This window comes from Ancylobacter dichloromethanicus, from assembly GCF_018390645.1.
Lineage (GTDB): Bacteria > Pseudomonadota > Alphaproteobacteria > Rhizobiales > Xanthobacteraceae > Ancylobacter > Ancylobacter dichloromethanicus.
In genome coordinates this window covers 98,262-120,059 of the sequence record NZ_JAHBGC010000011.1, presented here as the reverse complement: position 1 = coordinate 120,059, position 21,798 = coordinate 98,262, and the positions used below count along the sequence as shown (strand labels likewise).

The 21,798-nt window shown below is 69.4% G+C and carries 21 protein-coding genes; 6 read left to right on the top strand and 15 right to left on the bottom strand.

The window, feature by feature from the left end:
• Positions 1-117 precede the first annotated feature (117 nt).
• Positions 118-2,370, bottom strand: a complete 2,253-nt coding sequence (locus tag KHC23_RS06200; protein WP_213370547.1) for a heavy metal translocating P-type ATPase — start codon at positions 2,368-2,370, stop codon at positions 118-120.
• A 78-nt stretch (positions 2,371-2,448) separates the two neighbouring features.
• Here KHC23_RS06200 and KHC23_RS06195 point away from each other — a divergent pair, with 78 nt between their 5' ends.
• Positions 2,449-2,883 carry a MerR family transcriptional regulator gene (locus KHC23_RS06195; protein WP_213370545.1) on the top strand — a complete coding sequence of 145 codons (435 nt, stop codon included), beginning with the start codon at positions 2,449-2,451 and terminating at the stop codon, positions 2,881-2,883.
• A 24-nt stretch (positions 2,884-2,907) separates the two neighbouring features.
• Here KHC23_RS06195 and KHC23_RS06190 read toward each other — a convergent pair whose 3' ends face one another.
• Entirely contained in the window at positions 2,908-3,831 is a 924-nt protein-coding gene (locus tag KHC23_RS06190) for a LysR family transcriptional regulator (protein ID WP_213370543.1), read from the bottom strand.
• A gap of 115 nt (positions 3,832-3,946) precedes the next feature.
• Here KHC23_RS06190 and KHC23_RS06185 point away from each other — a divergent pair, with 115 nt between their 5' ends.
• Positions 3,947-5,437, top strand: coding sequence for a CoA-acylating methylmalonate-semialdehyde dehydrogenase (locus KHC23_RS06185; RefSeq protein ID WP_213370541.1), 1,491 nt, complete (start codon positions 3,947-3,949; stop codon positions 5,435-5,437).
• 60 nt (positions 5,438-5,497) lie between these two features.
• On the opposite strand, the gene KHC23_RS06180 is transcribed toward KHC23_RS06185, so the two are convergent.
• The 4 genes from KHC23_RS06180 to KHC23_RS06165 all read right to left on the bottom strand — a co-directional run bounded on the left by KHC23_RS06180 (position 5,498) and on the right by KHC23_RS06165 (position 9,219).
• The gene (locus KHC23_RS06180; RefSeq protein ID WP_213370539.1) at positions 5,498-6,037 is read right to left on the bottom strand and encodes a deaminase; all 540 of its coding nucleotides are present in this window, start codon (positions 6,035-6,037) and stop codon (positions 5,498-5,500) included.
• A 141-nt stretch (positions 6,038-6,178) separates the two neighbouring features.
• A complete protein-coding gene (locus KHC23_RS06175; RefSeq protein ID WP_213370537.1) occupies positions 6,179-7,114 on the bottom strand; it encodes a prephenate/arogenate dehydrogenase family protein in 936 nt (311 codons plus the stop codon).
• On the bottom strand, positions 7,104-8,234 hold the full coding sequence (hisC, locus tag KHC23_RS06170) for a histidinol-phosphate transaminase (protein ID WP_213370535.1): 1,131 nt from the start codon (positions 8,232-8,234) through the stop codon (positions 7,104-7,106). Before hisC ends, KHC23_RS06175 begins: the two co-directional genes overlap by 11 nt.
• Positions 8,235-8,307: 73 nt before the next feature.
• Positions 8,308-9,219: a chorismate mutase gene (locus tag KHC23_RS06165; RefSeq protein WP_213370533.1), complete on the bottom strand. Its 912-nt coding sequence runs from the start codon at positions 9,217-9,219 to the stop codon at positions 8,308-8,310.
• Between the two features lie 133 nt (positions 9,220-9,352).
• Here KHC23_RS06165 and metX point away from each other — a divergent pair, with 133 nt between their 5' ends.
• On the top strand, positions 9,353-10,540 hold the full coding sequence (gene metX, locus KHC23_RS06160) for a homoserine O-acetyltransferase MetX (protein WP_213370532.1): 1,188 nt from the start codon (positions 9,353-9,355) through the stop codon (positions 10,538-10,540).
• Complete coding sequence (metW, locus tag KHC23_RS06155; RefSeq protein ID WP_213370530.1) at positions 10,540-11,193, top strand: methionine biosynthesis protein MetW; 654 nt, start codon at positions 10,540-10,542, stop codon at positions 11,191-11,193. Before metX ends, metW begins: the two co-directional genes overlap by 1 nt.
• A gap of 258 nt (positions 11,194-11,451) precedes the next feature.
• Here the strand turns inward: metW and KHC23_RS06150 are convergent, their stop codons facing one another.
• Positions 11,452-12,180 (bottom strand): class I SAM-dependent methyltransferase, encoded by a 729-nt coding sequence (locus KHC23_RS06150; protein WP_213370528.1) that lies wholly within the window; start codon positions 12,178-12,180, stop codon positions 11,452-11,454.
• A gap of 292 nt (positions 12,181-12,472) precedes the next feature.
• Between KHC23_RS06150 and KHC23_RS06145 the strand changes: the two genes are divergently transcribed.
• Entirely contained in the window at positions 12,473-13,840 is a 1,368-nt protein-coding gene (locus tag KHC23_RS06145) for a DEAD/DEAH box helicase (RefSeq protein ID WP_213370526.1), read from the top strand.
• 159 nt (positions 13,841-13,999) lie between these two features.
• Positions 14,000-14,281 (top strand): translation initiation factor IF-1, encoded by a 282-nt coding sequence (gene infA / locus KHC23_RS06140; RefSeq protein ID WP_213370524.1) that lies wholly within the window; start codon positions 14,000-14,002, stop codon positions 14,279-14,281.
• A gap of 79 nt (positions 14,282-14,360) precedes the next feature.
• On the opposite strand, the gene tenA is transcribed toward infA, so the two are convergent.
• From tenA to ccmA, 8 genes are all read right to left on the bottom strand, one after another.
• Positions 14,361-15,050, bottom strand: coding sequence for a thiaminase II (gene tenA / locus KHC23_RS06135; protein WP_213370522.1), 690 nt, complete (start codon positions 15,048-15,050; stop codon positions 14,361-14,363).
• Between the two features lie 108 nt (positions 15,051-15,158).
• Positions 15,159-15,575 carry a F0F1 ATP synthase subunit epsilon gene (locus KHC23_RS06130; RefSeq protein WP_213370520.1) on the bottom strand — a complete coding sequence of 139 codons (417 nt, stop codon included), beginning with the start codon at positions 15,573-15,575 and terminating at the stop codon, positions 15,159-15,161.
• Between the two features lie 69 nt (positions 15,576-15,644).
• A complete protein-coding gene (gene atpD, locus KHC23_RS06125; protein WP_213370518.1) occupies positions 15,645-17,078 on the bottom strand; it encodes a F0F1 ATP synthase subunit beta in 1,434 nt (477 codons plus the stop codon).
• A gap of 25 nt (positions 17,079-17,103) precedes the next feature.
• Entirely contained in the window at positions 17,104-17,988 is an 885-nt protein-coding gene (locus KHC23_RS06120) for a F0F1 ATP synthase subunit gamma (RefSeq protein ID WP_213370516.1), read from the bottom strand.
• A gap of 25 nt (positions 17,989-18,013) precedes the next feature.
• A complete protein-coding gene (gene atpA, locus KHC23_RS06115) occupies positions 18,014-19,543 on the bottom strand; it encodes a F0F1 ATP synthase subunit alpha (protein ID WP_213370514.1) in 1,530 nt (509 codons plus the stop codon).
• Positions 19,543-20,097, bottom strand: a complete 555-nt coding sequence (locus KHC23_RS06110) for a F0F1 ATP synthase subunit delta (RefSeq protein ID WP_213370512.1) — start codon at positions 20,095-20,097, stop codon at positions 19,543-19,545. The genes atpA and KHC23_RS06110 overlap by 1 nt, the downstream gene beginning before the upstream one ends.
• Positions 20,098-20,465: 368 nt before the next feature.
• Positions 20,466-21,137: a heme exporter protein CcmB gene (ccmB, locus tag KHC23_RS06105; RefSeq protein WP_213370510.1), complete on the bottom strand. Its 672-nt coding sequence runs from the start codon at positions 21,135-21,137 to the stop codon at positions 20,466-20,468.
• Positions 21,134-21,775: a heme ABC exporter ATP-binding protein CcmA gene (gene ccmA, locus KHC23_RS06100; protein ID WP_213370508.1), complete on the bottom strand. Its 642-nt coding sequence runs from the start codon at positions 21,773-21,775 to the stop codon at positions 21,134-21,136. The genes ccmB and ccmA overlap by 4 nt, the downstream gene beginning before the upstream one ends.
• Between the last annotated feature and the right edge of the window lie 23 nt (positions 21,776-21,798).

The window sequence follows — 21,798 nt, the reverse complement described above, 5'->3', positions numbered from 1 at the left end:
TTACATGACATTTGTTATAACAAATTGATGACATGTGCCAGCCCGATCGTCGGCCGATGTTGGCGCGCAGGGGCCGGCTGACAAAGAGGCATGATGGGGACCGGCTCGCGCCTTGGTTCAGGCCTTGCGCCCCAGCAGCCGCAGCGCATTGGCCGTCACCAGCACGGTGGCGCCGGTATCGGCGAGGATGGCGGGCCACAGCCCGGTGATGCCGGCAATGGTGGTGACGAGGAACACCGCCTTCAGCCCCAGCGCCAGGGCGATGTTCTGGTGGATGTTGCGCATGGTGGCGCGCGACAGCCCGATCATCGCCGCCACATCGCCCACCCGCCCGTGCAGCACGGCGGCGTCCGCGGTCTCCAGCGCGACATCGGTGCCCCCGCCCATGGCGATGCCGACATTGGCCGCCGCCAGCGCCGGCGCGTCGTTTATGCCGTCGCCGACCTTGGCGACCTTCAGCCCGTCGCGCTGCATCTCGCCGACGATACGCTGCTTGTCGGCCGGCATCAGCCCGGCCCGCACCTCGATGCCGAGATCGGCGCCGATCGCTCGTGCCGTGCGCTCATTGTCTCCGGTCAGCATCACCGTGCGGATGCCTGCCGCCCTCAGCGCGTCGAGCCCGGCCCGCGCATCCGGGCGCGGCTCGTCGCGCAGGGCGAGCAGCCCCTGCACCCGCCCATCCGCCAGCAGCACCGCCACCGTCTTGCCGGCCTCGTTGAGGGCGACGATGGCGGCCATCTGCGCCTCGGTCAGCGTCGCGCGCGCACCGGCCGCCCTGGGCGAGCCGAGGAACAGCGCCGCGCCATCCACCATGCCGCTCACGCCCTCGCCGCCGAGCGCCCCGGCCTCGCGCACCGCCGGCACTTTGAGCCCTCGCGCGCCCGCCTCGGCGAGGATGGCATTGGCAAGCGGATGGGTGGAGCCCGATTCCAGCGCCGCAGCGCGGGCGATGAGGCCCGCCTGGTCGCCCTCGAAGGCGAGCAGATCCGTCACCTTGGGCCTGCCCTCGGTCAGCGTGCCGGTCTTGTCGAGCGCCACGGCGTTGATGGTGCGCAGCACCTCCAGCACCGCCCCGCCCTTGATCAGCAGGCCGCGCCGCGCGCCGGCGGCGAGCCCGGCGGCAATGGCGGCCGGGGTGGAGATCACAAGCGCGCAGGGGCAGCCGATCAGCAGGATCGCGAGGCCCTTATAGACCCACTCGTCCCATCCCGCGCCGAAGAGCAGCGGCGGCACCACCGCCACCAGCGCGGCCAGCACCACGACGAAGGGAGTGTACCAGCGCGAGAAACGGTCGATGAAGCGCTCGGTCGGCGCCTTGCTCTCCTGCGCCTCCTCCACCAGCCGCACCACGCGGGCGATGGTGTTGTCGGAAGGCTCGGTGGTGGCGCGGATGGTAAGCGCCGCCTCGCCGTTCACCGTGCCAGCGAACACACCGTCGCCGGCCTGCTTGGCCACCGGCACGCTCTCCCCGGTCACCGGCGCCTCGTTCACCGAGCCGGCGCCCTCCAGCACCTCGCCATCGGCGGGAATGCGCTCGCCGGGGCGCACCAGTACGATGTCGCCGATTCTCAGGCTCGTGGCCGGCACCTCGCGGGTGGTGCCGCCCTCCACCCGCCGCGCCGTCTTCGGAACCAGCGCGGTGAGCGAGCGGATGGAATCGCGCGCCCGCCCGGCGGCGACGCCCTCCAGCAATTCGCCGACCAGGAACAGGAACACCACGGCCGCCGCCTCCTCCGACGCACCGATGATCACCGCGCCGACGGCGGCGATGGTCATCAGCGTCTCGATCGAGAAGGGCGTGCCGGACAGCGCCGCCATCAGCGCCCGCCGGGCGATCGGCACCAGGCCGAGCGACAGCGCGGCGATGAAGATCCACGGGTCGAGCATCGGGTAGAAATGGCCGAGCCCATAGGCAGCCGCCAGCGCCGCGCCGCAGACAAGGGTGAGCCGCGCCTTGCCGGTCTTCCACCACGGCATGCCGGCGGGCAGATGGCTGTGCCCGGTCGCCGCCGGGGACACGCCGCCGGCCTCGCCGGCGCCGGAGGCATGCTCCTCGGAGCCGTGATCGTGGCCGCAGCCCGGCCCATGTTTATGGACCTGACCATGGGCGTGGCCGGCGTGGTCATGTGAAGGATGCGGCGCGGCCACGGGCTTGGTCGACGCCGCCGAAATGCCGTAGCCGAGCCCCGAAACCCGCCGCTCCAGCAACGGCAGGTCGGCACCCTCATGCTCCACCGTCAGCGTGCCGGCGGTCACCGACACCGACGCACCCGCGACGCCGTCGACCCGGCGCACCGCGGTCTCGATCTTGGTGGCGCAGGAGGCGCAGTCCATGCCCTCGATGCGGTAGCGGGTCTTTACGGCCGACATGCCATCCCTCCTGCGCCACCCTTGTCGCGGCGGCAGGAGGAACCTACTTCCTCTAGCGACTAGAGGAGCAAGCACGAAATGACGGACATCTTCACCATTGGCGACGCGGCCCGCGAAAGCGGCGTCAAGGTGCCGACCATCCGCTATTACGAGGAGATCGGCCTGCTGCCGCCGCCGCCCCGCACCGAGGGCGGGCGCCGCGCCTATGGGGCGGAGGATCTGCGCCGGCTGGCCTTCATCCGCCATGCGCGCGAACTGGGCTTCGAGATCGAGGCCATCCGCACCCTGCTGCAATTGCAGGACGACCCGGCCCAGCCCTGTGCCGCCGCCGACGCCATCGCCCGCGACCACCTGGTCACGGTGGAGCGACGGATCGCCAGCCTCACCGCGCTGCGCGCCGAATTGCAGCGCATGGTCGAGGGCTGCTCGCACGGCCATGTCGCCACCTGCCGGGTGATCGAGATCCTCGCCGACCATGGCGCCTGCGTGCATCACGCCGGAGGTCGCGCCTGAGCGTCCGGGCGGCGGCGCCGGCCTTCAGGCCTCCGCCATCCCGCCGGCCTCCCGCGCCGCCGGCTCCTGGGTGAAGCCGGCCCGGGCCTCGCGCACCGCCCCGGCGATGAAGTCCTCCACCGTGCGGATGCGCCGGAGGTCGCGGATGTCGGCATGGGTCACCAGCCAGTAGGCGCGGCGGAAGCTCAGCTCGGGGAGCAGCCGCACCAGTTCGGGATGCGCCAGCGCGGCATAGTCGTGCAGGATGCCGATGCCGCCGCCGGCGCGCACCGCCTCCATCTGGCCGACCACGCTGGCGCATTCCAGCCGGCGTGCCTCCACCTCGCGAAACACCTCGAAATAGTCGAGCGCCGGCGAGTAGACGAGATCGGGCACATAGGTGACCAGCAGCCGGCCGGTGACATCGCGCAACGCGGCGATGGGCCCGGTGCGGGCGAGATAATCCCGCGCGGCATAGACGCCGAGCGTGTAGTCGGTGAGCTTGCGGGCCACCAGCCGCCCCTCGCTCGGCCGCTGCAGCGTCACCGCGATGTCCACCTCGCGCTTGGGCAGCGAGAAGCTGCGCGGCAGCGGCGCCAGCTGGATCGACAGGCCGGGATGCTCCTCGGCCAGCCGCCCGAGCCGCGGGGCGAGGAAATAGGTGCCGAAGCCGTCCGGCGCGCCGATCCGCACCGTCCCGGCGAGCGCGAGATCGACATTGCCGAGCGCCGCCTGCGCCTGCAGCATCTCGGTCTCGATGCGCTCGGCATGGGCCAGCAGCCGCTCGCCGGCGGGGGTCAGTTCGCTGCCCGTGGTGCGCCGCTCCAGCAGCTTCGAGCCGAGGCTCGCCTCCAGCGCGCCGAGCCGACGGCCGACGGTGGCATGGTCGAGGCCGAGTTGGCGCGCCGCCGCCAGCATCTGGCCGGCGCGGGCGACGGCGAGAAAGATCCGCAAATGGTCCCAATCCATGGAACCTTCCTAGCGAATTGTGCGCCTCTGCACAACGGATGCGAAAACATCGTCGTTGAAGTGACGAGTTTCGACAAGCACAACCGCAGGCAGGACAATCAGAGGGGAAATCGCCATGGCGGTCATCGGTCACTATATCGGCGGCAAGGTCGTCAATACCGCCGGCCGCAGCGCGCCGGTCTTCGATCCCTCCACCGGCGCGCAGTCGGGCGAGACCCTGCTCGCCTCGGTCGCCACGGTAGGCGAGGCGGTCGCCGCCGCCGCCAAGGCGTTCCCCGCCTGGGCCGACACCCCGCCGCTGACGCGCGCGCGCATCATGTTCAGGTTCAAGGCGCTGCTGGAGCGCGACATCGACGCGCTGGCCGCCGCCATCACCCGCGAGCACGGCAAGACCTTCGAGGACGCCAAGGGCGAAGTCACCCGCGGCATCGAGGTGGTCGAGTTCGCCTGCGGCATCCCGCACCTCCTGCGCGGCGACTTCACCGAGCAGGTGGCGCGCGGCGTCGACGTGTTCTCCGCCCGCCACCCGGTCGGCGTGGTGGCCGGCATCACGCCGTTCAACTTCCCGGTCATGGTGCCGATGTGGATGTTCCCGGTGGCGCTGGCCTGCGGCAACGCCTTCGTGCTCAAGCCCTCCGAGAAGGACCCCACCCCCTCGCTGATGCTGGCCGAACTGCTGGCCGAGGCCGGCCTGCCCGCCGGCGTGTTCAACGTGGTGCAGGGCGACAAGGAGGCGGTCGACGCCCTGCTCACCCACCCCGATGTCGCCGCGGTGAGCTTCGTCGGCTCCACCGCCATCGGCGAATATGTCTACAAGACCGCCGCCGCGTCGGGTAAGCGCGCGCAGGCGCTGTGCGGCGCCAAGAACCACCTCGTGGTGATGCCCGACGCCGATCTCGACAAGACCGTCGACGCGCTGATGGGCGCGGGCTACGGCTCGGCCGGCGAGCGCTGCATGGCGGTCTCGGTCGCCGTGGCGGTCGGCGGCGTCGGCGACGCGCTGATGGAGAAGCTGGTGCCGAAGGTGCGCGCGCTGAAGGTCGGCCCCGGCCTCGACCGCGACAGCGAGATGGGCCCGCTCGTCACCAAGGAGCACCTGGCCAAGGTCTCCGGCTATGTCGACACCGGCGTCGCCGAAGGGGCGGAACTGATCGTCGACGGACGCGGCCTCAAGCTGCAGGGCTATGAGGGCGGCTATTTCATCGGCGGCTGCCTGTTCGACAAGGTCACCCCCGAGATGAAGATCTACAAGGACGAGATCTTCGGCCCCGTGCTCTCCGTCGTGCGCGTCGACCGCTATGACGAGGCGCTCAAGCTGGTCAACGAGCATGAATATGGCAATGGCGCCGCCATCTTCACCCGCGACGGCGACAGCGCCCGCGCCTTCGACCGCGACGCCAAGGCCGGCATGATCGGCATCAACGTGCCGATCCCGGTGCCGGTGGCGTTCCATTCCTTCGGCGGCTGGAAGCGCTCGGTATTCGGCGACCGCAACGTCTACGGCATGGAGGGCGTGGGCTTCTACACCAAGATGAAAACCACCACCGCCCGCTGGCCGACCGGCATCCGCGAGGGCGCCCAGTTCGTCATGCCGACCAGCGGCTGAGGGTTCGGCCGCTCGAAAGCGTCATCCCGGCTCTCCCCTGCGCCGGAGCCGTGATGACGCTTATGGAACGACGCCTGAAATTTCCACCGGCTCGCCCCGCACCGCCGTCTGAAAGTGCGGGGCGCCCCCCTCCCGCCAGAACGGCTCGGCCGTCGTGTCGAGAAAGCTGGCGAACAGCGCCCGTGCTTCATCGCGGCGCACACCGCCGGCAATCGCCACCGGGCGGGCGGCGTGGCGCGGCGGTGCGCCGTTGAGCGTCACCGAGGCACAGCCGCCATAGGCGTCCTCCATCGCGAACACCAGCCGCACGATCGGCAGATGCAGAAGCGTGCCGAAGCACATCACGCACGGCTCCAGCGTGGTGTAGAGGGTAAGGCCATCCGCGCGGGAGAAGCGGTAGTCGCCCATGAACACCTTGTGGAACAGGTTCATCTCGGCATGGCTGAGATGATTGGACGCCATCGTCTTGCGCGCGCGGCCCAGAATGTCCGTGCCCTTGGCGAGCACCGCGCCGACGGGGAACACGCCTTCCTGAAGCGCCGCCGCCGCCTCCGCCAGCGCTTCCCCCATCATCCGGTCGTCGCTCGACAGCCTGTCCATCCCCCGCGCCCCCGATGCCGCCGGAACGTTTTCCCACGCCTAGAGCCTTTCCCTGATTCACTGAATCGGGGAAAGGTTCCGGCTCATTGAGTTCACGCGTTTTCCTGCCGCGAACCGGTATCCACTTCGCTCGAAAACGCCTCAATCGTGCGAGCGGCCGAAGTCCGGCGCGGCCGTCTCCTGGCCGATCTCGATGATCGAGCGGCGGATGGCGCGGGTGCGGGTGAACAGGTCGAACAGCGCGTCGCCCTGCTCCCAGCGTATCGCCCGCTGCAGCGCGATCAGGTCTTCGGTGAACCGACCCAACACCTCGATCACCGCCTCGCGATTGTTGAGGAACACGTCGCGCCACATGGTGGGGTCGGAGGCGGCGATGCGGGTGAAGTCGCGGAAGCCGCCGGCGGAGAATTTGATGACCTCGGAATTGGTCACCTCTTCGAGGTCCGCCGCCGTGCCGACGATGTTGTAGGCGATCAGGTGCGGCACATGCGAGGTGATCGCCAGCACCAGGTCGTGGTGCTCGGGCGTCATGGTCTCGACATTGGCGCCCATCGCGGTCCACAGCCCGCAAAGCGACGCCACCGCTGCCGGGTCGGTGCCCTCGGGTGGGGTGAGAATCGACCAGCGGTTCTTGAACAGCGTGGCGAAGCCGGCATCCGGGCCGGAATATTCGGTGCCCGCCACCGGATGGCCGGGGACGATGTGCACATTCGCCGGCAGGTGGGCGCGCAGCGCGCTCACCACCGCGCCCTTCACCGAGCCCACATCGGAGACGATGGCGCCGGCCTTCAGATGCGGGCCGATCGCCTCCGCCACAGCGCCCATGGCGCCGACTGGCACGCATAATATGACGATGTCGGCATCCGCCACCGCCTGCGCCGGCGTGGCAGCGACGAGATCGGCGATATCGAGCGCCAGCACGCGCTCGCGCACGGCCTCCGAACCATCATAGGCGACCAGCGTGCCGGCGAGGCCGCGCGCCCTGGCCGCGCGCAGGATGGACGAACCAATCAGGCCGATGCCGATGACGGCGAGACGGCCGATAATGGGATGGGCGAGCGGCGGATCAAGCACCATCGCCGGTCTCCCCGCCGCCGAGGAACGCGGCCAGCGCCGCGACCACCAGCCGGTTGGCTTCCTCGGTGCCGACGGTCAGGCGCAGCGCGCCCGGCAGCCCGTAGGAATCCACCCGCCGCAGGATCAGCCCGCGCTGGCTGAGAAAGGCGTCGGCCTCCTTCGCCGTGCGGCCCGGCGTGTCGGGAAAATGCACCAGCAGGAAATTGGTCACGCTCGGCGTCACGGTGAGGCCGAGCGCGGTGAGTTCCCGTGTCAGCCACGGCAGCCACACCTCGTTATGGGCGATGGCCGCCTCGACATGGGCCGCGTCCTCGATCGCCGCGACGGCGGCGGCGAGCCCCGGCGCCGAGACGTTGAACGCCCCGCGGATGCGGTTGATGGCGTCCGCCACCTCCGCCGGCCCGTACAGCCAGCCGACGCGCAGCGCGGCGAGGCCGTGGATCTTCGAGAAGGTGCGCAGCATCACCACGTTCGGGCAGGTGGCGACCAGCTCGATGCCGGCCTCGTAGTCGTTGCGGCGGACATATTCGGCATAGGCCGCGTCAAGCGCCAGCAGCACATGCGGCGGCAGCCCGCGCTGCAGCCGCTTCACCTCGTCGAAGGGCAGGTAGGTACCGGTCGGGTTGTTCGGATTGGCCAGGAAGACGACGCGCGTCTTCTCCGTCACCGCCGCCAGCAGGGCGTCGACATCGGTGCGGTAGTCCTTCTCCGGCACCACCACCGGGGTCGCGCCGGCCGCCAGCGCGGCGATGCGATAGACCAGGAAGCCGTGCTGCGAATACAGCACCTCGTCGCCCGGCCCGGCGAAGGCGGCGGCGGTCAGCATCAGGAGTTCGTCCGAGCCGGTTCCGCAGACGATGCGCGCCGGGTCGAGCCCATAGGTCGCGGCGATAGCCTCGCGCAGCTTCGTCGACGAACCGTCGGGATAGAGTTCAAACGCGGTAGCCGACTGGAGGGCGGCGACGGCCTTCGGGCTGGGGCCGAGCGGGTTCTCATTGGCCGAGAGCTTATGCACCTTCACCCCCGGACCGCCCTGCGACTTGCCCGGCACATAGGCCTCGATCGCCAGAACGCTGGCGCGCGGGACGGGACGGGTGGGACGGGACGCGGCGGTCGACATGATGGGGCTCCGGGAGGCGGCAAGCGCGAAATTCAGGAGGAACGGCGGAAAGCGGGCCCGGTCAAGCGCGAACTCAGGCCTTCGGCGCGTGGGTATAGCGGCTCGCATGGCTGCCGACGAGTGCCGCCGCGCGCACCGAGGCCCCGCATTCGCGCAGCGCGGCCAGCACGGTGTCGCGGTCGACCGCGCCGCCGACCGGGATCGAGGCGAGCAGCGCCGCGCCATCGAGCCCGCGGTCGGGCACGGCGATGACGTCGGCGAGCGGCGCCAGCGCGCGGGCCGCCTGCGCGTTCCAGCCGGAAACGTGCAGGCTCCAGGTCTCGACCTCGCTCACCGCGCCATCGGTCACCGGATGGGCGATGCAGAACACCGGCAGGCCGGCCGGGTGGTCGGCCCGCTCGACGAAGGGCAGGCGGGCGATGATCTTGGGCGCGTGCTCGCCTTCCAGCGCGGTCCACCACGCCCCGGCGGAGGGCGAGGCGAAGGCCGGCACCAGGCCGAGATCGCCGCGCGAGCGCGCCACCGCCGCCACCACGCCGGCCGCGCCCATATGGCCGATGAACGGCACGGTGAAGCCGAAATGGAAGCGCGAGGCATCGCGCATCGCCGCCTCGCCCGAGGCGAGGTCGGCATGCACCGCATAGGGGGCCTGCACATAGGTAAATGTGGAGATGATGACCCGCCAGATGCCTTCCACCGTATCGAGGGGAAGGATGCCGCGATGCCGGTCGACGATCTGCCGCATCATCGAGGCTTCGCGGGCCGGGCGGAACGCCGAGCCGCTCTCGGTCCCCCGCGCCCGCTTCACCGCCACCAGCCGGTCGATGATCTGGCTGCGCTCGATCAAAAGCGCGTGCATCGCCGCGTCGAGGCGGTCGATCTCCGCGCGCAGCGTCCCGAGGTCCGGCGCGGTGGCCGGAACCGGCGGGGCGGCAGCGGAGGCGGGAGGCTGCGGCGCGGCGGGAATGGTGGTTTTGCTGTCCATCGCGGGTTGTCGTAAACCCCGCGCGCGCCGCGCGCAAAGCAAAATCTGACGGCCCGCTCTATTGACAAGAGCCGGCTGTGGGATCATCCGATCGTCCGGTATAACGAACTCTTCGTCCGGTATGACGGTTCCCATGTCCGACACTACGGCCCTGCGCGATCTTCCGGCCTATGAGGCGGCCCGCGGCGAAGCGGACAATCCGCATTCCGCGGTGGTGCGCTTCGGCGCCGACACGCCGCTTCAGCTCGACGCCGGTGGCGTGCTCACCCCGTTCCAGATCGCCTACCAGACCTATGGCACGCTGAACGCCGCGCGCTCCAACGCCATTCTGCTGTGTCATGCCCTCTCCGGCGACCAGCACGCGGCCAATGTCCACCCCGTCACCGGCAAGCCGGGCTGGTGGGAGACGCTGGTCGGCCCGGGCAAGCCGGTCGACACCGACCGCTTCTTCGTCATCGCCTCCAACGTGCTGGGCGGCTGCCTCGGCACCACCGGCCCCTCTTCCACCAACCCGGCCACCGGCCAGCCCTATGGCCTCGACCTGCCGGTGGTGACGATCCGCGACATGGTGCGGGCGCAGGCCATGCTGGTCGACCATCTCGGCATCGAGAAGTTGCTGGCGGTGGTTGGCGGCTCGATGGGCGGCATGCAGGTGCTGCAATGGGCGGCGAGCTACCCCGAGCGGGTCTTCGCCGCCATGCCGATCGCCACCGCCGCCCGCCACTCGGCGCAGAACATCGCCTTCCACGAAGTCGGCCGCCAGGCGGTGATGGCCGATCCGGAGTGGCGCGGCGGGCGCTACCTGAACGAGGGCACCAGCCCGCGGCGCGGCCTCGCCGTCGCCCGCATGGCGGCGCACATCACCTATATGTCGGATTCCTCGCTGCACCGGAAATTCGGCCGCCGGCTGCAGGACCGCGACGGGCACACCTTCTCCTTCGACGCGGATTTCCAGGTGGAGAGCTATCTGCGCCACCAGGGCGAGGCCTTCGTCGACCGCTTCGACGCCAATTCCTATCTCTATGTCACCCGCGCCATGGACTATTTCGACCTCGCCGGGGACTATGGCGGCGTGCTGGCCAATGCCTTCAAGGGAGCGAAAACCCGCTTCTGCCTCGTCTCCTTCACCTCCGACTGGCTGTTCACCACGGCGGATTCGCGCGCCGTGGTGCACGCGCTCAACGCCGCCGGGGCGCAGGTCTCCTTCGCCGAGATCGAGAGCGACAAGGGCCACGATTCCTTCCTGCTCGACGAGCCGGAATTCTTCGCCATCACCCGCGGCTTCATCGACGCCGCCGCCCGTGCCGTGGGAGTGAAGTGATGGCACCGCGCGACCTCACCATGCGCGAAGCCGCGCGGGCCGATTCCGGCAAGCGCGTCGACCTGCTGCTGATCGCCGAGATGGTGAAGCCCGGCTCGCGCGTGCTCGATGTCGGCTCGGGCGATGGCGAATTGCTGGAACTGCTCGCCACCACGCGCGGCTGCGACGCGCGCGGCATCGAATTGTCGCGCGAAGGGGTGAACGCGGGCGTGGCCCGCGGCCTCGCCATCATCCAGGGCGACGCCGATGTGGACCTCGCCGACTACCCCGACGATTCCTTCGACTATGTGATCCTCTCCCAGACCATCCAGGCGACGCGCCGGCCGAAATGGGTGCTGGAGCAGATGCTGCGCGTGGGGACCCACGCCATCGTCTCCTTCCCCAATTTCGGCTTCTGGCGGATGCGGCTCGACCTGCTGCTGAACGGCCGCATGCCGAGCACGGAGAACCTGCCCTATAGCTGGCACGACACGCCCAACATCCATTTCTGCACCATCCGTGATTTCGTCGCGCTGGTGGAGGAGGTCGGCGCCCGCATCGACCGCGCGGCAGCACTGAACGGCTATGGCCACCCGGTGCGCTTCAACCTGCCCTGGGCGGTGTGGAACCTGCTGGGTGAGCAGGCGGTGTTCCTGCTGTCGCGGAAGGGGTGACCGGGGCAGCCCGGGCGCGCCTCAGCGCAGCAGTCGCCACTGCAGAACGGCCGCCCGCAGTTAGGTCGACAGGTTCCCCGCCCGGTCCGGCGTGTCATGCTCGGCCGCGTAGGCATAGAGAGCGCGGTGATCGTCCCGCGCGTCACCGGCGATCGTAACACGCCGCGGCATGGCCTATTTGGACCCGCCACTTTCGCGCCGGACGTCTTGCTCGCCGCCACCCGCCGGCACCCCGCCTTCGCGAACCTGCCGAGTCCCTCACCCGCCCAGCGGCCGGGGCGCGAGCACCGGCTGGAACACCCGCAGCCGGGCGCGGCGCTTGGTCGGCACCGGCTTGTAGACCTGCTTGGTGGCCTCGACGATGTGCACCCCGGCGAAGGGCAGCGACAGGCTCGCCCCCACCCGCTCCCACGCCACCGACGAGCGCAGGAACCAGTTGCGCGCCACCGGCGGCATGTAGAGCGCCTCGTCCCAGCCCACCGGGGTGAACAGCGCCCCGCGCAGCAGGTCGGTGATCTGGGTACGCGAGAACGGCCGTCCATGCCCGAACGGGTTGTTCTCGGTGCGGGCCCACACGCCGCGCCGGCTCGGCACCACGCAGAGCAGCCGCCCGCCCGGCGCCAGCACGCGCCACACCTCGCGCAGCACCTCGCCGGCATCGGGCGTCATCTCCAGCAGATGCACCGCGATCACCCGGTCGATCATCCCGTCGCGCAGCGGCAGTTCGCTCTCGTCGACCAGCGCCGCCAGCGTCGGCGCGGCGGAGGGCCAGCGCGTCACCCCCTGCGCGCCGGGCATGAAGGCGAGCGCGCGCTCGCACTCCTCGCGGAACACGCCGAGATAGGGCGTGGCATAGCCGATGCCGAGCAGCGACAGGCCGCGCACATTGCCAAATCGCGCGCGAATGGCGCGCCCCACCAGCCGGCGCGTCACCACGCCGAGCGGCTGGGCATAGAAACTTCTGAGGCCGACCACGTCAGGATACATGGCTTCCCTTATAGCGAGAGCGATGACGCCTTGAAATCACCACCCTTTTAGGCCACATAGGGGCTGCATGCGGGCGTCTCGTCCGCATCGGGGCCGCGTCGCTCGATGTCCGCTTCGGCTGGGAGCCGGATCCGGTCAGGTTCGCCTGATCGAATATCCGCCTTCACTTCTGAGCCGCGGCAGTCTTCGGCCCTTCATCATCGGAAATCGCCGACGTCCCAGGCCACGCGGGGTGTCTCAACACCCCGTGATTAGCGGTTCGTGCCCCATGTGCGCGCGGACGCAATCGCCCATGAAAGAACCGTACTTGAACTCCTTCAACGAACTCGGCCTTGCCGAGCCGATCCTGAAAGCCCTCGCGGAAGCGAACCACACCACCCCCACCCCGATCCAGATCCAGGCCGTGCCGCAGGTGCTGGCCGGGCGCGATCTCATCGGCATCGCCCAGACCGGCACCGGCAAGACGGCCGCCTTCGCGCTGCCGATCCTCCAGCATCTGGTCACCAACCGCTTCCGCCCCGAGCGCCGCTCCGCCCGCGCGCTCGTGCTGAGCCCGACCCGTGAGCTTTCCGGCCAGATCCTGGAGAGCTTCCGCCTGTACGGCAAGCATGTGCGCCCCTCCACCGCGCTCGCCATTGGCGGCGTGCCGATCGGCCGCCAGGCCCGTGCGCTGGCCAATGGCGTCGACGTGCTTGTGGCCACCCCCGGCCGCCTCGTCGACCTGCTCGAAAACAACGCCGTGCGGCTCGACATGGTCGAGGTGCTCGTCCTCGACGAGGCCGACCAGATGCTCGACATGGGCTTCATCCATGCCATCCGCGCCATCTGCGCCCGGCTGCCGGCCAAGCGCCGCAACCTGTTCTTCTCCGCCACCATGCCGCGCGAGATCGAGAAGCTGGCCGATTCGCTGCTGACCAATCCGGTCCGCGTCGCGGTGACGCCGGTCGCCAAGACCGCCGACCGCGTCGAGCAGAAGGTGTTCTTCACCGATCGCGCCGGCAAGCCGAACCTGCTGGTCGAAATTCTCTCCGAGCCCGATCTCGACCGCGCCCTCGTCTTCTCGCGCACCAAGCACGGTGCCGACCGGGTGGTGAAGGGTCTCGCCGGCGCCGGCATCGCCGCCGAGGCGATCCACGGCAACAAGTCCCAGCCGCAGCGCGAGCGGGCGCTGGCCGCGTTCCGCCAGGGCGTGGTCAAGGTGCTGGTGGCGACCGACATCGCCGCCCGCGGCATCGACGTGCCGGGCGTCAGCCACGTCATCAACTACGACCTGCCCAACGTGCCGGAAAGCTATGTCCACCGCATCGGCCGCACCGCGCGCGCCGGCCGCGACGGCATCGCCATCTCGCTGTGCGACGGCGAGGAGCGCGCCTTCCTGCGCGACATCGAGCGGCTGATCAAGATCACCATTCCTTCGGCCGACCGCCGCGGCGAGAGCCGTCGCGAAGGCGCCCCGCGCCTTGAGGGCTTCCGCTCGGAAGGCCGTCCCGAGGGTGGTCGTCCCGCCCGCGACGCGCGTGGTCCGCGTCCGGACGCCCCGCGCGGCGCCCGCCCGTTCAATCGCGGCCCGCGTCCCGAGGGTGGCGACGTCCGCAAGGACGGCCCGCCGCGCGAGGGGCGCCGCCCGCCGCGCCGCAAGGCCTACAACGCCGCGACCTGATCGGTCGTTGAAACGGGACCTCGCGCGCCGGAAGGCGCGGGAGGTCCTGTTCGTTGGCGTATGCTGCTGCGCAGCATCATCAGGACAAGACAAATGCCGGCCGTCAGGGTATTGGCCTAGCGGCAAGGCCGGCAGCAGGCTGTACGAGGAGAGCCATTAATGGCGAAAGAGGAACTGCTCGAGTTCGACGGCACCGTGACGGAAGTTCTGCCGGACGGCAACTTCCGCGTCGTGCTCGACAATGAACACGAGATACTCGCCTATGCGGCGGGCAAGATGAAGAAGAACCGCATCCGCACCATCGTTGGCGACCGCGTCGTCGTCGAGATGTCGCCTTACGACCTCGACCGCGGACGGATTAATTTCCGCCACAAGACCGGTGGACCGACCCCGCCGATCGGCAGCGGCCAGCGTCGCCCGCCCCCGGGTCGCCGCCGCTGAGCAGCCGGGCGTCCCCCGCCCGGCAGCCCTCCCGCCTGCGGCGCAGGCGCCCTGCGCTTCCCGCTCGCCCCCGCTCCGGTCAGACCGGCCAGTCGGCCAGGCGCCAGGCTGAATCCCAGAACATCCATTCGAGTTCCGTGGCCCGCTTGTAGGCCGCGTGCATGTGCGCGAGCACGGCCGGCGACGCGCCCGCCGCCGCGTGGTCGGTGGTGGCGATCACCGCCCGCACCGCCTCGTGGAACTCTTCGCCGGCATAGGTGTCGATCCAGGCGTCATAGGGGTTCGGCCGCACCGCCCGGCCGAGAATGTCGCGCCCGACCTCGGCGTAGATCCAGAAGCAGGGCAGCAGCGCCGCCAGCACCACCGGATAGGGCTCGGCATAGGCGGTGGCGATCAGGAAGCTGGAATAATGGTGGCACACCGGCGACATCGGCGTGCGCGCGAATTCGTCGGCGTCGACGCCGAAGCTCTCGAAGAAATCGGCGTGCAGCGAGCGCTCCACCACCACCGCGATCTTGGCCGCTTCCGCGAACTGCACCAGCCCGTCCGGGTCCTCCGCCTTGGCGGCGGCGATCGCCAGCGCCCGGCCGAAGGCGATCAGGTAGTGCGCGTCCTGGATCATGTAGTGCCGGAAGCGCTCCTGCGACAGCGAACCGTCCGCCAGCGCCTCGTTGAACGCCATGGTGCGGATGGCCTCGAAGGTCGGCAGGTTGCGGCCCCAGGCATGGGCGCTGAAGGTCGAGCCGCTGATGCTGGTGGCATCGATCATTCGCGTATCCTCCGGAAATGAAAAGGGCCGCTGGTGACAGCGGCCCGGATCATAAACGCCTCGTCGAACGGACGAAACTCGGTGCGGCGAGGTTTGTCGCCGCCCGGTTCAGTGCGGGCTGCGCGAATCCGCCTCGATCGCCGCCGCCGCCGACTTGAGCTGTTCGAGGAACTGCTGGCGGCTGGCGCGGGTCGCCTCGTCGCCGGCGTCCTCGACGTCTTCCTGCGCGTTACGGATCATCTGCGCCAGCTTTTCGGCCGGCAGTTCGGCCAGCGGGATCGCGGTCTCGGCGAGCACGGTGAGGCCCTGCGGGTTGGCTTCCGCGAAGCCGCCGCGCACGAAGAGCTTCCGCGCCGCGCCGTCGCCCTTGATCGTCAGCACGCCGGGCTTCAGCGTCGACACGAAGGGCGCATGGCCGGCAAGGATGCCGAACTCGCCCTCGGCGCCGGGAACGATGACCTCGGTCACCGCGCCGGAATAGACGAGACGCTCGGGCGAGACGAGTTCGAACGGGAAGGTGGCCATGGATCCTCCAGAGGATGCGTCAGCGTCAATGATCGACGCCCCGTGCCGTCAGCGGCCGGGGCGCGTGGATCACGCGGCCTCGGCAGCCATCTTCTTGCCCTTCTCGATCGCCTCCTCGATGGTGCCGACCATGTAGAAGGCCTGCTCCGGGAGGTGATCGTACTTGCCTTCCACCAGGCCCTTGAAGCCCTTGATGGTGTCGGCGAGGTCGACGAGCTTGCCGGGCGAGCCGGTGAACACTTCGGCGACGTGGAAGGGCTGCGACAGGAAGCGCTCGATCTTGCGGGCGCGGGCGACGGTGAGCTTGTCCTCTTCCGACAGCTCGTCCATGCCCAGGATCGCGATGATGTCCTGCAGCGACTTGTAGCGCTGCAGCGTCTGCTGCACCGAGCGCGCCACATTGTAGTGCTCCTCGCCGAGGATCAGCGGCGAGAGGATGCGCGAGGTCGAGTCGAGCGGGTCGACGGCCGGATAGATGCCCTTTTCCGCGATCGAGCGCGACAGGGTGGTGGTCGCGTCCAGATGGGCGAAGGAGGTGGCCGGCGCCGGGTCGGTCAGGTCGTCGGCCGGCACGTAAATGGCCTGCACCGAGGTGATCGAGCCCTTGGTGGTGGTGGTGATGCGCTCCTGCAGCGCGCCCATGTCGGTGGCCAGCGTCGGCTGATAGCCCACCGCCGAGGGGATGCGGCCGAGCAGGGCGGAGAGTTCGGAGCCGGCCTGCGTGAAGCGGAAGATGTTGTCGACGAAGAACAGCACGTCCTGGCCCTGGTCGCGGAAGTGCTCGGCGACGGTCAGGCCGGTCAGCGCGACGCGGGCGCGGGCGCCGGGGGGCTCGTTCATCTGGCCGTAGACCAGCGCGCACTTGGAGCCTTCGGTGGAACCGCCATGCTCGTGCGGGTCGACATTCACCTTGGACTCGATCATCTCGTAATAGAGATCGTTGCCCTCGCGGGTGCGCTCGCCGACGCCGGCGAACACCGAGTAGCCGCCATGCGCCTTAGCGATGTTGTTGATCAGTTCCATGATCAGCACGGTCTTGCCGACGCCGGCGCCGCCGAACAGGCCGACCTTGCCGCCCTTGGAATAGGGCGCCAGCAGGTCGACGACCTTGATGCCGGTGACGAGGATTTCCGCCTCGGTCGACTGGTCGGCGTAGCTGGGCGCCTGCTGGTGGATCGCGCGGCTGGTCTCGCCGACGATCGGGCCCTGCTCGTCCACCGGCTCGCCGATGACGTTCATGATGCGCCCGAGCGTGCCGGCGCCGACCGGCACCGAGATCGGCGCGCCGGTATCCGTCACCGTCGTGCCGCGGACCAGACCTTCGGTCGAGTCCATGGCGATGGTGCGCACGGTGTTTTCGCCCAGGTGCTGGGCCACTTCGAGAACGAGGCGGGCGCCGTTATTCGTGGTCTCCAGCGCGTTCAGGATCTCCGGGAGGTGATCCTCGAACTGCACGTCCACGACAGCGCCGATGACCTGCGTGATGCGTCCGACATTAGCCATGTTCGTCGTCCTTCCGGGTCCTGCCTCACAGCGCCTCGGCGCCGGAAATGATCTCGATGAGTTCCTTCGTGATCATTGCCTGGCGGGTGCGGTTGTAGGTCAAAGTCTGCTTCTTGATCATGTCACCCGCGTTGCGGGTGGCGTTGTCCATCGCGCTCATGCGCGCGCCCTGCTCGGACGCGCCGTTTTCGAGCAGCGCCTTGAAGACCTGCACCGCCAGGTTGCGCGGCAGCAGGTCGGCGAGGATTTCGGCCTCGCCCGGCTCGTATTCATACACCGCCTCGGCGCCTTCGGCGGCGGCGGCCGGCTCGGCGAAGGTCGCCGGAATCAGCTGCTGCGCCGTCGGCACCTGCGAGATCACCGACTGGAAGCGGCTGAAGAACTGGGTCGCCACGTCGAACTCGCCGGCGGCGAACATGGCGCCGATCTTGTCGGCGATCTTCTGGGCGTCGGCGAAGGTGACGCCGCCCTTGCTGGTGCGCAGCTCGACGACCTCGACGATCTGCTTCTCGAACTGGCGGCGCAGCGCGTCATGGCCCTTGCGGCCGACGCAGAAGATCTTGACCGTCTTGCCCTGCCCCATCAGCGCCAGCGCGCGTTCGCGGGCGATGCGCACGATCGACGAGTTGAACGCGCCGCACAGGCCGCGCTCGGCGGTCAGCACCAGCAGAAGATGGGTCTGCTCCTGGCCGGTGCCGGTCAGCAGCCGCGGCGCGTCCGGCCCGCCGGAAATCGTGCTGGCGATGTTGCCCAGCACGCTCTCCATGCGCACGGCATAGGGACGCGCGGCCTCGGCCGCCTGCTGGGCGCGCCGCAGCTTGGCGGCGGCGACCATCTGCATCGCCTTGGTGATCTTCTGCGTCGCCTTCACCGAAGCGATGCGATTGCGCAGATCCTTAAGGCTGGCCATGTGTCCCTTTGCTCCGCTCTGCCGTTCAGGCGAAGGTCTTCGCGAAGGCGTCGAGCGCCTTGACGAGCTTGTCGGCGGTGTCCTTGGACAGTTCCTTCGACGTGCGGATGGTGTCGAGGATGTCGGCGTGCTTGGAGCGCAGGAACAGCAGCAGGCCCTGCTCGAACTCGCGCACCTTCGACACCGGCAGCACGTCGAGATAGCCGTTGGTGCCGGCGTAGATCACCACCACCTGCTCCTCGACCTTCAGCGGCGAGAACTGCGACTGCTTGAGCAGCTCGGTCAGCCGGGCGCCGCGGTTCAGCAGCTTCTGGGTCGAGGCGTCGAGGTCCGAGCCGAACTGGGCGAAGGCGGCCAGCTCGCGATACTGGGCGAGTTCGCCCTTGATCTTGCCGGCAACCTGCTTCATCGCCTTGATCTGCGCCGAAGAGCCGACGCGCGAGACCGAGAGGCCGACATTCACCGCCGGGCGGATGCCCTGGAAGAACAGGTCGGATTCGAGGAAGATCTGGCCGTCGGTGATCGAGATCACGTTGGTCGGGATGTAGGCCGACACGTCGTTGGCCTGGGTCTCGATGACCGGAAGCGCGGTCAGCGAGCCGGCGCCGTTCTCGTCATTGAGCTTGGCGGCGCGTTCCAGCAGGCGCGAGTGGAGATAGAACACGTCGCCGGGATAGGCTTCGCGGCCCGGCGGGCGGCGCAGCAGCAGCGACATCTGGCGATAGGCCACCGCCTGCTTGGAAAGATCGTCATGGACGATCAGCGCGTGCATGCCGTTGTCGCGGAAGAACTCGCCCATGGCGGTGCCGGAGAACGGCGCCAGGAACTGCATCGGCGCCGCGTCGGAGGCGGTGGCGGCGATGATGATGGAATATTCCAGCGCGCCCTGCTCTTCCAGCACCTTCACGAACTGCGCGACGGTGGAGCGCTTCTGCCCGATCGCGACATAGACGCAATAGAGCTTGGCCTTCTCGTCGGTGCCGGCGTTGATCGACTTCTGGTTCAGGATGGCGTCGAGCGCGACGGCGGTCTTGCCGGTCTGGCGGTCGCCGATGATCAGCTCGCGCTGGCCGCGGCCGATCGGGATCAGCGCGTCGATGGCCTTGAGGCCGGTCTGCATCGGCTCGTGCACCGACTTGCGCGGGATGATGCCCGGGGCCTTCACGTCGACGCGGCGGCGCTCGGTGAACTCGATCGGGCCCTTGCCGTCGATCGGGTTGCCGAGGGCGTCGACGACGCGGCCGAGCAGGCCCTTGCCGACCGGCACGTCGACGATGGCGCCGGTGCGCTTGACCGTCTGGCCTTCCATGATCTCGCGGTCGGAACCGAAGATGACGACGCCGACATTGTCGATTTCGAGGTTCAGCGCCATGCCGCGCGTGCCGTTCTCGAACTCGACCATCTCGCCCGCCTGGACGTTGTCGAGACCGTAGATGCGGGCGATGCCGTCACCGACGGACAGAACCTGGCCGACCTCGGAGACTTCGGCTTCCTGGCCGAAATTCTTGATCTGCTCCTTGAGGATCGCGGAAATTTCAGCGGCGCGGATATCCATCAGCGAACCTCTTTCATCGCAGTGCGGATCGAATTGAGCTTGGTCTTGAGCGAGGCATCGACGAGCTTCGAGCCGACCTTGACCTTCAGCCCACCCAGAAGCGAGGGATCGACCTCGATGGCGAGCTTGACGTCCTTGCCGGTGAGCGCGTCGAGCGACTGCTTCAGCGTGGCGGCGTGGGCATCCGAGAGCGGCTGCGCGACGGTAACTTCCGCGGTCACTTCGCCCTTGTAGGCGGAGACCAGCAGGTTGAAGTCGCGAATGATCGCCTCGACGGTGAACAGGCGGCGGTTGGCCGCCACGGTCTTGAAGAAATTGCCGGCGAGACCGCCGATCCCGGCCTTGGCGAGCAGGGCGGCGACCGCCTTCTCCTGCTCCTCCGACGAGAACACCGGGCTGCGCACCAGCCGCTTGAGGTCGTCGCTCTCGGCGATCATGGCGCCGAACCTTTCCAGGTCCGCCTGAACCGCATCGACGGCATCGGCGTCGCGGGCCAGCTCGAAGAGCGCCGTCGCGTAGCGTCCTGCCACTCCGGATACGTAGGTCTCGGCCACTTTGCCTCTCTCGGGGCTTGTCCGCAGCACGCGCCGCCCGACAGGGGACGCCTGCTTCCGGACCGGAAGGATTCTGAACTCTAGGCGGCGTAGGGATTTCCCTTATCTGGCCGCGAGGTCGGCGGTTCCCTAACACGGCTCTCCGCGTGCTGCAACACGAGGACGTGAGGGAAAAACGGGGGCAAATGACGTAGCGGCCGGATAATGCGTCGCAACCCGCCATCTCCCGCCGCCACAAGGCTTTGCGGACCCTGCGGCGCATTGCTGCACCGCGCCCGCGCCCCGCCGCCGGGGAAGCTTGTCCACGGCTGCGCGAGGATGTCGCGGCTTCTGGTATGCCAGAGCGACGCACACCATTGTGTGACAGCTCAGTCGCGGGCCACGCGCAGCGCCGCCGCCGCCGCGACCGGGCCCAGCACCATCGCCGCCAGCGACAGCCCGATGAGGATGCGGAACGGCGTGCCGAACGGCACCGTGCCGCCGAGCGCGGTGCCGGTCGCCGCCACCGCGAAGATCAGCACCGGGATCGTCAGCGGCATCACCAGCACCGCCACCAGCAGCCCGCCGCGCCGGAACACGGCGGCGAAGGCGGCGCCGATCAGGCCGAGAAAGGTGATCGCCGGCGTGCCCACCAGCAGCGTCAGGGTCAGCGCGCCGATCGAGGCCGGGGCGAGATTGAGCAGCAGCGCCAGCACCGGCGCCGCCACCACCAGCGGCAGGCCGGTGGCGATCCAGTGCGCCAGCCCCTTGGCCGCCGCCACCAGTTCCAGCGGCAGCGCCAGCATGGAAAGCCCGTCGAGCGAACCATCCTCGGCATCGGCGGCGAACAACCGGTCGAGGCCGATCAGCGAGGCCAGCAGCGCGCCGATCCACAGGATCGCCGGGCCGATACGGGCGAGCAGGGCGAGGTCCGGCCCGATGGCGAAGGGCGTTACCACCACCACGGCGAGGAAGAACACGACGCCGAGCCCCGCCCCGCCGCCGGCGCGCAGGGCCAGCCGCAGGTCGCGGGCGAGCAGCGCCAGAAACGCCCGGCTCATGCGCTCACCGCCGGCTCGGGCGCCGCGCGGGCCGGCCGCCAGGCACTGATGTCGAGCGCGTCGGAGGGGCCGAAATCGAGTGGCGCATGAGTGGCGGCGACGATCAGCCCGCCCGCCTCCACATGCGCCCGCGCCAGTTCGGCGAAGCGCGCCTGCGCCGTCACGTCGAGCGCCGTGGTCGGCTCGTCCAGCAGCCAGAGCGGACGCTCCGCCACCAGCAGCCGGGCCAGCGCCAGCCGGCGCTTCTGCCCGGCTGAGAGCACCGCCACCGGCAGCCGCTCCAGTCCACCGAGCCCGACCGCCTCCATCGCCTGCGCGACCGTCAGCGCCGGCCGCCCCAGCATGTCGCGCCAGAAGGCAAGGTTCTCCTGCGCGCTCAGCGCGCCCTTATGGGCGTCGAGATGGCCGAGATAGTGCACCTCCTCGGCGAAATCCTCCGGCTCGGGCGCGCCTTCGAGCCGCATCCGCCCCGCTTCCGGCCGCGCCAGCCCGGCGATGAGCCGCAGCATGGAGGATTTTCCGGTGCCGTTCGGCCCGGTGACGATGAGCGCGCGGCCGGCCTCCAGGGTGAAGCCGAGCCCCGCGAAAAGCAGCCGCACGCCACGCCGGCACGCCAGATTTTCCACCACCAGCCGCATCAACGCCTCCGCCGCCGACCGTT